Here is a 14,981-nt window from a genome sequence, read left to right on the forward strand (position 1 = left end):
TTTCTTTTGTGCAATATTTTGGATTTGCTCATTTATAGTTAGGTAGTATGGCTTCACAAGCAGATGTTAATGAGTTGCTGAAAGAATTTGACCTTTATCAATTCAGGGAAAAACATCCGCAGACTTTATCAGGTGGACAAAAGCAAAGACTGGCAGTTGTTACTGCCCTTTTATCCAATAAGAGGGTTCTGATTTTTGATGAACCTACAAGTGGATTAGATTATGACAATATGCTTCGAGTCAGTAAAACGCTTAAAGCGCTGGCGGAAAAGGACTATTTTGTTTTAGTTATTACCCATGATTTTGAATTGATTGAATCAGCTTGCGACCGTTGTCTTAGACTGGAAAATAACCAAATTTATGATTTATAACTGCACTATTTATAGCAGACAGGAGGTGAGAGTAACTGATACTTCATTCGTCCGGGGAGGATTACCTGGAAGCCATACTTGTTCTCCAAAAGAAATTCGGTATGGTACGCTCCGTAGATGTGGCCCGACACATGGAGGTGTCAAAGCCCAGCGTGTGCCATGCGGTGGCTACCTTGCGGGACGGCGGCTTTCTTACAATGGACGAAGATCACTTTCTCCATCTGACCGATGTAGGCCGCGAGGTTGCCGAAAAAATTTACGAGCGCCATTGCTTTTTTACCGAACAGCTTATCGCAGCAGGCGTTGACCCTAGGATTGCGGAGGCCGATGCCTGCCGGATTGAACACATCATTAGCGATGAGAGCTTTTCACGACTGAAAGAGGCAGCCGTACAAGAATAAGATTAAATCGAATATTTCAAATTATCCTGCCCCGCCTGACGGGGAAAGAAAAAAACCGTTGCTGGGGCAGGCAGTTTCGTGCGCTCATTTTGCATTTATACCCATCGGCGGTTTTGAGAAATCAAGGCCGCCGTTCTTTTATGCCCTCATAAGAAACGACGCCCTGACGCTGGCGAGATCGGCGGCTTACGGAGGGAGCCGCCATGAAGCAAAGAGCGTTTCGACAAATTAGGACAGAAATCTACCTGTCAAAAAAAGTCCGGCCACCACCGGAACCAGTTTTGCTTATTGCTATGAATTATATAATCATGTAAATAGCTTAAATAATTCATTTGCGCCTTTCTGCGTTTTGCAGACGGGCGCCTTTTTTTGTTTATGTGAGCCTCCGTTATACAGCGGAGCCTTTCATAAAAATTTTCTTCCTCTCGCGGTTGCCAAAATTGCCATCCCTGGATTACTGAGGCGAAAGGGAGGAAATCACCACCCCCGCACCTGCGGGCTGCGAAGGGAGGTGAGAAAATGAAAGACTCCTATGAGCAGCGTATTCAGAATCAGTTTGGCGCTTTCTGTGTCAAGGTTTTGAAGAATGAGGCCCGGCATATCCAGCGTGAATATGCCCGCCTCCGGGACCAGGAAAAATCCCTGGGCGAGCTGACCGCCTCCGAGCTGGAACAGACCGCCGTATGGGACAAGCACTTTATGGACGAATATGTCTTTGACGTGCAGGGGCTCCCGGTTGTTGTGAACGGCAACATTCTGGCCGACGCCTTAGCGCAGCTGCCGGAAGGCAAGCGGGATGTGATCCTGCTGTCCTACTTCCTGGGAATGACGGACCGTGAGATCAGCGAAAAGCTGAACATCGTCCATCAGACCGTATCGAAGCGGCGGCGCGCTACACTGAAAGAATTGCGCGAGTATCTGGTGAAGGAGGGATTTGAATGGCCGGACGAGTGAAGCCAATCCCGGTTCCTGTGATCCTGGCGGCTGTGAATGGCGATGAGGACGCCCTTGCCGCCGTAGTCGCCCACTATCAGAGTTACATCCGGGCGCTTGCAACCAGGCCGCTGAAAGACGATTACGGTAATACATATCTGTGCGTCGATGAAGATATGCGGCTCAGGCTTGAAGCAAAGCTGATCCATAGCATTGTAACAGGCTTCAAGGTATTGCCGGTCTAAAACCTTTGGGACAGACTTATTCTCCCTTTCACTGTCCCGATGGTCCGGCATGAAGCCTGACGGACCTTGACAAAGAAAGCCCGGCGGGAGGCCGCCGGTGCAGTATAAGGCAGACGGATACGTTCTGTCCTGTATCGAGCCATGCGTCCGGTGCGCCATGACCTCCCCCTGGGAGCGAGCGATAAACACTGGCCGCAAAGCAGGCGTGGCGTCCTGCGGGCGATGACATACAGGGCAGGTTAAAGATACTCGCGCGTTGAACGCCCACAAAGCATTGCGCGCCGCACCCACAAGCATGGGCCGGGGTGAGACTCCCGTGGAGCTGTGCCAGCAGCCGTCCGTTTTTTGCCTCTTTTATAACTTAACGAATGGTTTTGTATATGAAAGGGTGAAATTATGCAGAACGAGAAATCAACCGCGCCATCAATGGTGCGTGAATATAAAATCGGGAATACAACTTATGTTGTAAAATCCCATTCCAGACCCGACGCCACGGAGGACGCAGTTTCCAAAGTGAGACGTCTGATCCGAAACGACCTCCGAAAAAAGCCTGTAAATTCCTGAAAGACAGCAGACAGTTCCCAGGCAGCGCGGTATAATAGAATTGGGAAAACGCATTGCCTGTTTGACTGTCGGATAAGGAGGTTGCAATGTTACAGTCAAACACCCGCCCTGCCGCAAACAGTTTTCCTTTTGCAGTTTTGAACCAGGAAGAAATAACCGCTCTGTACTGCAGGTTATCCCAGGATGATAAACAGGAGGGCGATAGCAACAGTATTATCAATCAGAAAAAAATCCTCAAAAAGTATGCGCTGGACAGAGGATACACGAATATCCAGTTCTATATTGATGATGGCGTCTCAGGGACGACGTTTAACCGGGCCGGTTTCCAGAGCATGATCGCTGATGTGGAGGCCGGGAAGGTCAAGCGGGTCATTGTAAAAGATATGTCCCGTCTGGGCCGTGATTACCTGCAGGTTGGGATGTACACGGAAATTTTCTTTCCGGAGCATGATGTTCATTTTATCGCAGTCAATGATGGAGTGGACAGCAACCAGGAGGATAATGAGTTTACTCCCTTCCGCAATATCATCAATGAGTGGTACGCAAAGGACACAAGCAAGAAAATCCGCGCCGTGAAGCGGTCAAAGGGAATGGCTGGCGAGCATATCGGTTCCCATCCTCCCTACGGCTATATGAAAAATCCTGAAAACAAGAAGGAATGGATCATAGACGAAGAAGCCGCCGAGGTCGTGCGGGAAATCTTCCGGCTCTGTGTCGGGGGCTACGGTCCTACAAGGATTGCTCATATCCTGACAGAGAGGAAAATCCTCTGCCCTACGTATTACGCATTGGAGAAAGGCGGAAAGCCACGGACTGCGCTTCCTGCTGACAAATACACCTGGAATGGGCCGGTGGTCGCAAAGATACTGGACCGGATGGATTATCTGGGGCATACAGTGAATTTCAAGACCCATGTAAAATCCTATAAAGTCCACAAGACCATCTATAACAGCCCTGACCAGTGGAAAGTCTTTGAAGGCACCCATGAGGCGATTATAGACAAAGAAACTTTTGAGATCGTCCAGAAAATCCGGGCAGGAAAACGGCGTCCTACCAGGATGGGGGAAATGCCGATGTTCTCTGGTTTGCTCTATTGTGCGGACTGTGGACGTAAGCTGTCCTTCCACCGCAAGGCTGACGAACCTGCCGAAAAGCACCATTATCTCTGCGAGAATTACCGTAGCAATACGGCCAACTGTACTATGCACTACATCCGAAATGTAGTTGTGGAGCGGATCGTCCTTGAAAATCTGAAAGAGGTGATCCAGTATGTTTCCAACTATGAGGATGAATTTGTGCAGATGATAATGGATTCCGATATGCGGCAGAGAAACCGTGAGTTGGCGCAGAAGAAAAAGCGTCTGGCGGAGATACAAAAACGGATCGGGGAATTGGATACCATTTTCCAGCGTATCTATGAGGACAATATCATTGGCAAACTTTCTGACGAGCGTTTTATGAAAATGTCGAAGGGTTACGAGGATGAACAGCATACCTTGCAGACCGAGGCGAATGAAATCCAGAGCGAGCTCCAACAGGAAGAAAAGAAAAGCGTGGATGTAAAACGCTTCCTTGCCATTGTGAAGAAGTACACGGACCTGACCGAACTGACGCCTGAAATTCTCAGGGAGTTTATTGACAAGATTATTGTTCATGCTCCCGATAAGAGCAGCGGCAGACGGTTACAGGAAATCGAGATCATCTATAACCATATCGGAGAATTTGACCGTTCAAAGGTCACTCTTTGGAAAGGAAATGCGGTATAGCACCCACAATGCCATACCGCAATATCCTAATTCTAAAAAACATCCTTATGAAACCCTTGAAAAATCACAATGTCATTAACTTAAAAGCAGAAGATATTTATTCCGAAATGGATTAGATATCTTCTGCTTTTTTTGATATGCTTATATTGTAAAAAGAAGCCATGAACCTGCTCAAAAAAGGATGTGATTATGCATGAAGCATTCTCAGAAACGTATATTCATGGATATAGAAAAAATGACTTCTGATGAATTTAAGGCATTTTGCCGATCAGGTAATAAAAATTATTTTACCAGAATTCGAAAAATGCCTCTTCAGGATCTTCTTTTCACGATGATAAACAGAAAGGGGTTGACGTTGGCATTGGAACTGAGAAATTATATGAAACTTGCTCATCCTGGTGTGTCTATTTCAAAACCAGGATATCTGAAACAGCGTATGAAACTTAATCCAGATGCTTTTTTAGAATTATATAAATATCATAACCGTAACTTTTATGCAGATTCCACCTTTTCAACTTACAAAGATCATTTAATATTAGCCGCTGACGGCTCAGATATTAATATTCCTACCACTGCTGAAACACTGAAACTATATGGTTCTGCAAGCCGGAAAAACACAAAGCCCCAAGCTCAAATAGGATTAGGCTGTATTTATGATGTAATGAATCGTATGATACTGGAAAGTGACTGTAATAAGGTGAAATTTAATGAAATGCGCCTGGCCGAAAAACAGATGGAGCGAATACCGGAAACAATAGGCAGCATTCCCTATGTTATTATCATGGACAGAGGCTATCCTTCTACGCCAGCGTTTATACATATGATGGATAAGGATATTAAATTTATCGTACGTTTAAAAAGCAGTGATTACAAAAAAGAGCAAAACAGTTTAATAGAAAAGGATCAGCTAGTTAAAATAAAACTTGATAAGTCAAGAATCAGACATTACGAGGGAACGCCAGATGGAGAACGTATGAAAGAATTAGGTGAAATTTCATTGCGTATGGTAAAAATCCTATTAGAAAACGGAAGTTTAGAAGTTTTGGCTACAAATCTTTCACAAACTGAATTTCATACAGAAGAAATAAAAGAATTATATCATATGAGGTGGGGGATAGAGACTGCGTATGAAACGCTAAAGAGTCGGTTACAGTTAGAGAATTTTACAGGAACAAAACCTATTCTGTTATTACAAGATATATACAGCACTATATATCTGAGCAATTTAGTTGAAGATATCATATTAGATGCAGAGCGTGAACTGGATCAGAAAGAAGCGAACAGAAAACATAAAATGATGATCAATCAGACTGTTAGTATTGGAATCTTAAAAAATGATCTGATTTATATACTTCTTGAAACGGATGGTCAAAAGAAAAATATGTTATTTCAGCAAATATATGAAGATATCAGTAAAAATCTTGTTCCCATTCGTCCTGATCGGCATTATACCAGAACGAAAGGGCAATTAGCAGGAAAATATTCGAATACCCATAAAAGAGCGTACTGAGCTAAAAAATACGAGTACAAAGAGAAGGGGATAAGTATGCCCATATACAAACAAAAAGCAGGAATCATAGTTTTATAAATGCTTACGATTTCTGCTCTTTGCTAAAGTTAATGACATTGTGAAAAATCAAGGTTTTAAAGGATTTAGAACAATAAAAAACAGGTAGTTTTTGACACTACCATGAAGAGAAGGGAGGTTGAAAAAATTGAAGAAAGAATTAACGAATATCAGCGAGAAGTCCTTGATGGAATTAGAAGATGTTGTGAACGAGGAAATGCTTACAACAGAAGATGTCAATAATATGTTGGAGCATACGGATAAAGGAAGAACAAAGCAGACAATTAGAAATTGTGTAACCGTACTTCAAAATGATCCGGTATTGGAAAAAGCGATTAAACGAAATGAACTTTCTGGAAGGATGGACATTGTAAAAGAGGTTCCCTGGGAGCGGAGGAATAACAGTCCTACGGTTACAGATACTGATGAAAATAATCTGAAGATGTATCTGGAAGAAAATTATGAACTGACAAGTGAGCGTGTGATCAAAGCAGGAATAGATATTGTTTCCAATGAAAATAAATATCACCCAATTAGGGATTATCTGGAGAGTCTGGTCTGGGACAGAATTCCAAGAATAGAAAATATGCTTCCACATTTTCTGGGAGCAGAAAAGAGCAAATATACAATCGGAGTAATGAAAATGCACATGCTGGCAGCGATTTCAAGAATTTATGAACCGGGAATAAAATATGATATTATGTTGTGTTTGGTTGGGAGTCAGGGAGCCGGAAAGTCCACATTTTTCAAATATCTAGCGATAAAAGAAGAATGGTTCAGCGACAATCTGGATCATTTGGATGATGAAAATATTTACAGAAAACTACAAAATCACTGGATTATCGAAATGGGAGAAATGAAGGCAACTATCACAGCAAAGAATATTGAACAGATAAAATCGTTTCTGAGCAGACAGAAAGAAACTTATAAAGTACCTTATGAAGTTCACCCGGAAGACAGACCGAGACAGTGTGTATTTTGCGGTACTTCAAATGATTTGAATTTCCTTCCGCTGGACAGAACCGGAAACAGAAGATTTGCTCCGGTGATGACAGATATGTCGAAAGCAGAAGTTCATATTCTGGACAATGAGGCAGAGAGCAAAGCCTATATCGAACAGGCCTGGGCAGAGGCAATGGTACTGTATCGACAGGGAAATGTGTTCTTAGGATTTACAAAGGAAATTGAGGAAGAGGCAAAGCGTCTGCAGAAAGAATTTATGCCGGAAGATACCAATGCCGGAATCATACAGGAATTTCTTGATGACTACGATGACGATTATGTATGTACAAGAATTCTATTCGATGAAGCGCTACATCGAACCGGAGAAATGAAACAGTGGGAAGGTAAAGAAATTGCCAATATTATGAAAAATGCAATTGAAGGCTGGAAACCACATGGTACACATCGATTCGGAAAGGAATATGGAATACAGCGGTCATGGAAACGGATGAAAGATTCGGTGAAGAAAGATAAAGACGGATTTATAGAAGTACCGGAACAGTTGGAAATACCGTTTGAGTAAAGATTATTGTAAACGATGTAAACGGAACTTGAAGAAAAAACTTAAAAAGTTAACTTTTAAAATCTTTTGAGCACCGTTTACAAATTCCGTTTACAAATTGGAAAGGAGAAGAAAATGATGAAACAGGGAAGATTAGGATACAACAGTAGTAATGGAAGATATGGATTATTATCATCAGACTTATGGATTGATACAGGATTTCACTGTGGAGAAGGGCTGGAAGTGCTGGTAGGTGATGAATGGGTACAGACCAGAATGGAGATGAATCTGGCAAGAGAATGGTATCTGGTGGGGACATCTTATTGTGGAGATCTGGAATATGTGCAGGCAAGGATACCTGGATAAATAGGTCTATGATCCGCTTCGGCTGGTGTAAAGCAGACGTCCACCGGACGTTATGCCCCCGGCAGGGCGCAAGGGGACTTTTGATGGACGATACGGCTGTCGAAAGTGCTTTTACGTTACTTTTGACAAAAGTAACAAAACCGCCGTATCCGGCGAAAGTTTCTTAAATATCGCCATGTCTGGCGTAAATAAAAATTATGTGCCATATCTGGCACTCAAACAGAAAAGAGGTGAGAAAATTTATGATGAAAAGAACAATCAGTGGCATGATCGGAGCCGGTTCACTGGCTCATAACAGACGGGATTTTGTAGCAGAAAATGTAGATCCGGACAGAGTACAACTGAACATTTGTTATAAGAATGAGAATCTGAAGGAAGTTTATAAAGAGCTGTTTAACGATGCGGTTGAGAGATACAATGTCGGGAAAAGAAAGGATCGGCAAATTGCAAATTATTATGAAAAAATCCGACAGGGCAAACAGGAGAAGTTGTTCCATGAAGTGATCTTTCAGATAGGAAATCGTGAGGATATGGCAGTGGGAACATCAGAAGGAAATCTGGCTGTAAAGATACTGGACGAATATGTGAAAGACTTCCAGAAGCGGAATCCGACACTTCGGGTATTTAGCTGCTATCTGCATCAGGACGAAGCTACTCCGCATCTGCATATTGACTTTGTTCCTTATGTGACCAACTGAAAGGGAAAAGGAATGGATACCAGAGTTTCACTGAAACAGGCATTGAAAAGTCTTGGATTTCAAGGTGGAAATAAGCATGATACAGAACTGAATCAGTGGATAAATCATGAAAAAGAAGTGCTGGCTGAAATCGCAAAACAGCATGGAATTGAATGGGAACAGAAAGGCACACATGAAGAACATCTGGATATTTACAATTTCAAGAAAAAAGAACGCAAAAAGGAAGTGCAGGAATTGGAACAGGAAAAAGAAAATCTGACAGTGGAGAATGAAGGATTGACTTCTCAGATTGCGGACGCAAGGACAGATATTAAGCTTTTGGAAGAAGAAAAAATTCAGTTCCAGAAAGATAAAGAAACAGCGGAAAGACGTGCTGAGAAAGCAGAAGCGGAATTGAAAAAACTGGAGGACAGAAGAGAATTCTTGCAACCAGTGATGGATAATGTCAGTAAGGAAATAAAAGAATATGGAATGATTAAAACATTTCTGCCGGAAGCTACAGCATTGGAACGTGCGATAACTTACCGGGATAAGAAAATAAAACCATTATTCATCGAAATGAAAAACAAAATCGGTGCGATGGCTGCACAGGTGAAAGAACTCACAAGAGAAAGAGATAGTTGGAAAAGTAAATTTCAGAAGAAAAAGCAAGAGCATGAAAAAACAAAAGAGGAACTGGCAGAAGTTCAGAAAGATTATCAGAAATTGTCTGGTGAGAAAGAAATACTGCAGGGAATTGCAGACAGGTATAACCGACTTTTACGCATGTTGGGGAAAGATATGGTAGAACGACTGGTGCAGGACGATATCCGGATGCAGACGGAACTTGAAGCGAAAAAACAGAAAGAGCAGATGCCGAAAAAAATAGGTGACCGTATACAATGGGCAAGAGAACGAAGTGAAGAACACAATGCAAAAATTAAGAAGAATAAAGCAAAGTACAGAGGAATGGAGTTGTAAGAATATGAAGAAACAGATTTATGATGAAAAGAACGAACTGAACTACACACTGCATGGAGATTATTATCTGCCAGACTTGGAAATCAATGAGGAAGAACCTACATATAGGAAGTATGGAATAATGCGAAAACAGTTTTTGAAGGAACACAGGAGTGCCAGGTATCAATATCTGGTACTGACCGGGAAACTGACGGAGCATTTAAATCAGGTTGATAAGGAAGTAAGAGAAAAAGTTGAGATATTGATGGAACAGATGGCTGAACAGTGGGGTGTGACGGAAGAATTGAAGATGCAGGATCAGATGGAATGGGTGCGGAGGCTGAATAATATTCAAGCAACTGCTGAAGAAATAGCATTGAAAGAAATAATATATTTATAATGCAAAAGGAATCTCTGTTCAAATATTTATTGATAATTAATATTTGAATGGAGATTTTTCATGGACAAATAAACAATGTGGAAGTATAATGAGCAAAAAAGAAGGGAGCGATTGTTATAAGAGAAACACCAGAAAGATTCAAATTAGAAGATACAACAATATGGTCTTTTCCTGAAAGAGGGAATTGGGCTACACATTCAGGAAAATACAGAGGGAACTGGTCTCCGTATATTCCTAGAAATATTATTTTGAGGTATTCAAAGAAAAAAGACTGGATACTAGATCAATTCTTAGGCAGTGGCACAACGTTAATCGAAGCAAAGTTATTAGGACGAAATGCAATTGGCGTTGATATAAATTCTGAGGCTGTCAAATTATCTAACAAAAATCTACATTTTACTTGTCAAGAAAAATCAAAAATATTCACCAAACAAGGAAATGCAAACAATTTATCATTTATAAAAGACGAAAGTATAGATCTTATCTGTACCCACCCACCATATGCTGATATTATACGGTATAGTAAAGAAATCCCAGGAGATATTTCTCATTTAAAATATAAGAATTTTTTGCAGGAACTGGAACAGGTTGCAAAAGAATCATATAGGGTACTAAAAAAGCAAGGAATATGTGCATTTATGATTGGAGATATACGGAAGAAAGGCTATGTTCTACCACTGGGCATGAATTCTATGCAAAAATTCGTTGATGCTGGATTTAAACTCAAAGAAATTGTTATAAAAGAGCAACATAATTGTCGTTCTACTGATTATTGGGAGGGAAAAGAAAGAAAATTCTTAATGCTGGCACATGAATATATTTTTATATTGGAGAAAGCAGACGATCATAATCCTATTTGAAAAGAAATAGTCTTTATTGAATAAAAACATATGTTTGTAAAAAAGTCTGCGATCGCTGAAATAAATGTTGATATGACTGAAATCACATGGTAGAATAACGGCATAGCAATATTTTAGAAAAAATGGTTTAGAGGTTAAAATATGGCGGTCAGTTATAAAAAATTATGGAAATTACTTATCGATAGAGATATGAAAAAGAAAGACTTATGTGAGGCTGCAGGTATCAGTCATGCTTCAGTGGCGAAACTCGGAAAAAATGAAAATGTTACAACAGATGTGCTGGTGAAAATTTGCACTGCCTTAAAATGTGATATTAGTGATATCATGGAAATAATAGAGATTGAAAGGGAAAAGGCGTGATGGAACAAGTTTTAAAGAAAGAAAAACAGATACAGGCAAAGCCTATTATGAAATGGGCCGGTGGGAAGACCCAGATGTTAGGGGATATCATGCCTAAAATTCCTCAGAAATATGGAAAATATATAGAGCCATTTATTGGTGGTGGTGCACTGTTTTTTGCATTAAGTCCGGATAAAGCAATAATCGCAGATAGTAATCCGGAATTGATTAACATGTATCGACAAGTCGCTGATAATGTAGAGGCTGTTATTTCATATCTAAAGAAATACAAAAATACTAAAGAAGATTTTTATGAAGTACGTTCGTTAGATTGGTTCAAATTGAAAAAAGAAGAAGCAGCAGCGAGAACGATTTATTTGAATAAAACATGTTTTAATGGTTTATATCGCGTCAATAAGAAGGGACAGTTTAATGTTCCGTTTGGTAAATATAAAGCTCCAAACTTTTGCGATGAAGAAGCTTTATTCGCTGCATCAGATGTGCTGAAAAAAGCAACTATAACATGTGGAGATTATTTGTCAGTATTGAAAGAATATGCAGAACCGGGAGATTTTATCTTTTTAGATCCCCCGTACTTGCCGATTTCAGAATATTCGGATTTTAAGAGATATACAAAAGAGCAATTTTACGAAGAAGATCATGTAGAATTAGCGAAAGAGGTCAAAAGATTACAGGAATTAGGTTGCCATGTAATATTGACCAATTCTAATCATCCATTGGTTCATGAGCTATACGCGGATTATAAGATTGAGGTTATCCAAACCAAAAGGTATATTTCTTGTAACGGAAGTAAAAGAAAAGGCGAGGATATTATAGTAGATATTTTGCCAAAACAAAAAACTATGTTAAAAATAGTTCCGAAACCTTTACCTGAACAGGTAATGAAATATCCAGCAACTAGATATATGGGCTCTAAAAGTAAATTATTGCCTCAAATTTGGGCGGTTGCTTCACAGTTCAATTTTGACTCAGTAGTGGATCTGTTTTCTGGATCTGGCATTGTCGGTTACATGTTTAAAGCGCAGGGAAAGACTGTAATTAGCAATGACTATATGGCAATGTCAGCAACCTTTACCAAGGCAATGGTAGAAAACAATAATGTTGTATTGCCATTGGACGAGGCGAAAAAATTGTTGATTGAAAAAAAAGAGTCTGATCATTTTGTAGAAGAGACATTTCGAGGCTTATATTATAAAGATGAGGAAAATAGGTTAATAGATATTTTGCGGACTAATATTGCTGCTATTAGAGATCAATATAAGAAAGCAATTGCAATGACAGCATTGATTAGAGCTTGTACAAAGAAAAGACCAAGAGGAATTTTTACATACACCGGAGATCGGTATAATGACGGAAGAAAAGATTTACAGAAATCTTTAGAACAGCAATTTTTGGAAGCGGTGGAAAGTATCAATAATGCAATTTTCGATAACGGTTGTGAAAATAAATCTAAACATGGCGACGCAATGGAAGTAAAAATTAAGCATCCTGATTTAGTATATATTGATCCACCGTATTATTCTCCATTGTCAGATAATGAATATGTACGTAGATATCATTTTGTCGAAGGTTTGGCACGAGATTGGAAAGGTGTCGAAATACAGGAAAATACAGTAACAAAGAAATTTAAGTCATATCCGACACCGTTTTCAACTAGAAAAGGTGCTGCAGATGCATTCGATAAGTTGTTTAAAAAGTTTTCCGACAGTATTTTGATTGTATCTTATTCTTCTAATAGTCAACCAACACAAGATGAAATGGTTGCACTTATGTCTAAATATAAAGAACATGTAGAGGTAGTTCCAATAGATTATACATATTCTTTTGGAAATCAGAAACATGCTAAGACAAATCGAAATAAGGTACAGGAATATTTATTTGTTGGATTTAACGGAGAAGATGTATGGAAGAAAAAATAGAAATTTGGCAAGTAGGGAACACTGGATTAAGAAATCCTAATAGAATACAAGAAGGATTTAAAGCATTTGCTAATTCGCCATATGTGGGGAATCTTCGAAAAGAAAATGAAATTGATTTTATGAATTTTTTAAATACTCAGGGAATTATTCAAAACGAAGATGGAAAAGATACATCCGGTAGTCATGCTCGAAAATGGCGATTAATGTTTTCAAAGAATGGATTTATTTATCCGCAAGTGAAAAAGAAAGATGGTAGTCAAGAAAAACTAGGTAAAGTGGACGATATAACACCATTTGGACGAAATTTTTTAAAGGCGGATACATATCCAGCAGTGCAGGAGTGTTATTTGAGAGCACAAAGTGTTGAACAATTTGCTATGCCAGACGGAAAGTCTTATTTTTCGCCATTGCGATGGATATTAGCAATCATGCTGGAGCTAGAGAGGAGAACAGGAAGTTCAGAGATTACTAGAATAGAGTTTGCATTATGGGGACATACAACAAATCCGAGTTATTCGGTTGAAGAGGTTGTGAATAATATTTTAGATTTGCGTGCACGTAGGAAACAAGCACCATCGAAACGTAAATTTGATAAAAAAGAAATTGAAGAACGTGGAAAGCACTATAATAAAAAAGCTAACAATTTTAAAGAATATAGTGACATGAACATGCGATATTTACGCATTTCAGGAATTTTACAACGAAAAGGAAGAGGAATGATTATTGTCCCGGCTAAACATATTTTGGCTGAAAAATTGGCAAAGTCGACATCAAATGAAGAACCAATAATGGTTCAGTACAAGAGATTATGCGAAGGTGCAGAATTACCAACGGATAATATGGATACCGCCAAGGCTTTATTAAATGATTTAATAAAGCAGATGAAGGGTAGACAAATTCTGTTTAACATTAATGATCTACCATTGAATACTGCAGCAGAAATCAATATTGCAAGAAGACGTTTAGAAAATATCTTATCTCAAACAGATGAAATCCAGTATGCGAAAGAACAATGTAATCAATGGCAGGAAATAGCAGATTATATGGAGTTATTGATTAAAGGTGGAGGAAAGCGTACATACGATGATGATAATGTTATTGAAGTACCAAAAGATGAGACTCCGGCATATTTGGAGTGGATTTTATGGAGAGCTTCTTTAGCTATTGATCACATGGTCAATAAACCTTATGAGGTAAGAGGATTTAAATTAGATTCTGATTTTCTTCCAGTATCTGCCGCTGGTGGAGGAAAAGGCGATCTATATTGCGAATTTAATGACTTTACAATCTTAACGGAAGTCACGATGTCTACGTCATCACGCCAAGAAGCAATGGAGGGCGAACCTGTAAGAAGGCATGTGTCGGATGCTGTCTTAAAATATGATAAGCCAGTATATGGAATGTTTATTGCTGTGAAAATAGATACCAATACGGCGGAAACATTTAGACATGGAATTTGGTACGCACGAGGAGATTTAAAGCAGAGATTGGACATTGTTCCACTAACATTAGCCCAGTATCGGGAATATTTTATGGCGATGTTTAGAACAGGTCACGCTAATCCAGAAAAACTACGAGAATTGATTTTGCTATGTGAAACCAGAAGAGATATTTTGAATGCACCGGGATGGAAGGCATATATAGGGAATACAGTTGATGAAAAAATAAAAAGAATGGAAAAAGGACCATTAGTAAGTAAAAGTAAAGAATTACCGATAGTGCCACCAGGAGCAAACATATGTCATCTGATATATGGCGAAGGACGAGTGGTTGCAATGGATGTGTATTTTCCCGAAGCAAAGGTGAAAGATAAAAAAATTCCATATTTAGTGGGGATTCCAGATGAAATTAGTTTGTATGCAGATGGAAAAACTATATTGCATGAAAGATATGGCGAAGGTATAATACGTGCATATGTGGTTGCTTTTCAAAATGAAATAATACCATTATGTTTTCCTAAAGTGTTTAGTGAGGGATGTGTAAAGATATTGTAAATGAAGGATAAAAAGTATAATTTTGCATAAGATAAGGAGTAGATAATGTATAATTATATAACTATAAATGAGCAAATCCAAAATATTGCACAAA

Annotated in this window: 16 protein-coding genes; all 16 read left to right on the forward strand. The window is 39.5% G+C overall.

What is annotated here, in order from left to right; translation table 11 throughout:
- Positions 1–47 precede the first annotated feature (47 nt).
- The 16 genes from DWW13_RS16590 to DWW13_RS16665 all read left to right on the forward strand — a co-directional run bounded on the left by DWW13_RS16590 (position 48) and on the right by DWW13_RS16665 (position 14,887).
- On the forward strand, positions 48–371 hold the full coding sequence (locus tag DWW13_RS16590) for an ATP-binding cassette domain-containing protein (protein ID WP_117762294.1): 324 nt from the start codon (positions 48–50) through the stop codon (positions 369–371).
- 35 nt (positions 372–406) lie between these two features.
- On the forward strand, positions 407–772 hold the full coding sequence (locus tag DWW13_RS16595; RefSeq protein ID WP_117762293.1) for a metal-dependent transcriptional regulator: 366 nt from the start codon (positions 407–409) through the stop codon (positions 770–772).
- A gap of 519 nt (positions 773–1,291) precedes the next feature.
- Positions 1,292–1,726: a sigma-70 family RNA polymerase sigma factor gene (locus DWW13_RS16600; RefSeq protein ID WP_117762292.1), complete on the forward strand. Its 435-nt coding sequence runs from the start codon at positions 1,292–1,294 to the stop codon at positions 1,724–1,726.
- On the forward strand, positions 1,711–1,950 hold the full coding sequence (locus DWW13_RS16605) for a helix-turn-helix domain-containing protein (protein ID WP_015573218.1): 240 nt from the start codon (positions 1,711–1,713) through the stop codon (positions 1,948–1,950). Before DWW13_RS16600 ends, DWW13_RS16605 begins: the two co-directional genes overlap by 16 nt.
- Before the next feature lie 426 nt (positions 1,951–2,376).
- Positions 2,377–2,514 carry a transposon-encoded TnpW family protein gene (locus tag DWW13_RS16610; RefSeq protein WP_015544561.1) on the forward strand — a complete coding sequence of 46 codons (138 nt, stop codon included), beginning with the start codon at positions 2,377–2,379 and terminating at the stop codon, positions 2,512–2,514.
- 86 nt (positions 2,515–2,600) lie between these two features.
- Positions 2,601–4,280, forward strand: coding sequence for a recombinase family protein (locus DWW13_RS16615; protein WP_117762291.1), 1,680 nt, complete (start codon positions 2,601–2,603; stop codon positions 4,278–4,280).
- Positions 4,281–4,473: 193 nt separating this feature from the next.
- Positions 4,474–5,790, forward strand: coding sequence for an IS4 family transposase (locus DWW13_RS16620; protein ID WP_226906475.1), 1,317 nt, complete (start codon positions 4,474–4,476; stop codon positions 5,788–5,790).
- Positions 5,791–6,034: 244 nt separating this feature from the next.
- The gene (locus tag DWW13_RS16630; RefSeq protein ID WP_117762110.1) at positions 6,035–7,372 is read left to right on the forward strand and encodes a virulence-associated E family protein; all 1,338 of its coding nucleotides are present in this window, start codon (positions 6,035–6,037) and stop codon (positions 7,370–7,372) included.
- A gap of 117 nt (positions 7,373–7,489) precedes the next feature.
- Positions 7,490–7,717 carry a DUF5348 domain-containing protein gene (locus DWW13_RS16635; protein ID WP_072446982.1) on the forward strand — a complete coding sequence of 76 codons (228 nt, stop codon included), beginning with the start codon at positions 7,490–7,492 and terminating at the stop codon, positions 7,715–7,717.
- A gap of 242 nt (positions 7,718–7,959) precedes the next feature.
- Positions 7,960–8,415 (forward strand): plasmid recombination protein, encoded by a 456-nt coding sequence (locus DWW13_RS19540; RefSeq protein ID WP_226906405.1) that lies wholly within the window; start codon positions 7,960–7,962, stop codon positions 8,413–8,415.
- 12 nt (positions 8,416–8,427) lie between these two features.
- Entirely contained in the window at positions 8,428–9,375 is a 948-nt protein-coding gene (locus tag DWW13_RS19545) for a hypothetical protein (protein ID WP_226906404.1), read from the forward strand.
- A gap of 4 nt (positions 9,376–9,379) precedes the next feature.
- A complete protein-coding gene (locus DWW13_RS16645; protein WP_117762109.1) occupies positions 9,380–9,754 on the forward strand; it encodes a TnpV protein in 375 nt (124 codons plus the stop codon).
- A gap of 158 nt (positions 9,755–9,912) precedes the next feature.
- Positions 9,913–10,614 carry a TRM11 family SAM-dependent methyltransferase gene (locus DWW13_RS16650; protein ID WP_238046205.1) on the forward strand — a complete coding sequence of 234 codons (702 nt, stop codon included), beginning with the start codon at positions 9,913–9,915 and terminating at the stop codon, positions 10,612–10,614.
- Between the two features lie 141 nt (positions 10,615–10,755).
- Positions 10,756–10,974 carry a helix-turn-helix domain-containing protein gene (locus DWW13_RS16655; protein WP_008705144.1) on the forward strand — a complete coding sequence of 73 codons (219 nt, stop codon included), beginning with the start codon at positions 10,756–10,758 and terminating at the stop codon, positions 10,972–10,974.
- Positions 10,974–12,893, forward strand: a complete 1,920-nt coding sequence (locus tag DWW13_RS16660) for a Dam family site-specific DNA-(adenine-N6)-methyltransferase (RefSeq protein WP_117762107.1) — start codon at positions 10,974–10,976, stop codon at positions 12,891–12,893. The genes DWW13_RS16655 and DWW13_RS16660 overlap by 1 nt, the downstream gene beginning before the upstream one ends.
- A complete protein-coding gene (locus tag DWW13_RS16665) occupies positions 12,878–14,887 on the forward strand; it encodes an AlwI family type II restriction endonuclease (RefSeq protein WP_117762106.1) in 2,010 nt (669 codons plus the stop codon). Before DWW13_RS16660 ends, DWW13_RS16665 begins: the two co-directional genes overlap by 16 nt.
- Positions 14,888–14,981: the final 94 nt, after the last annotated feature.

Origin of the sequence: Blautia sp. AF14-40 (genome assembly GCF_003479665.1) — a bacterium.
GTDB lineage: Bacteria > Bacillota > Clostridia > Lachnospirales > Lachnospiraceae > Fusicatenibacter > Fusicatenibacter saccharivorans.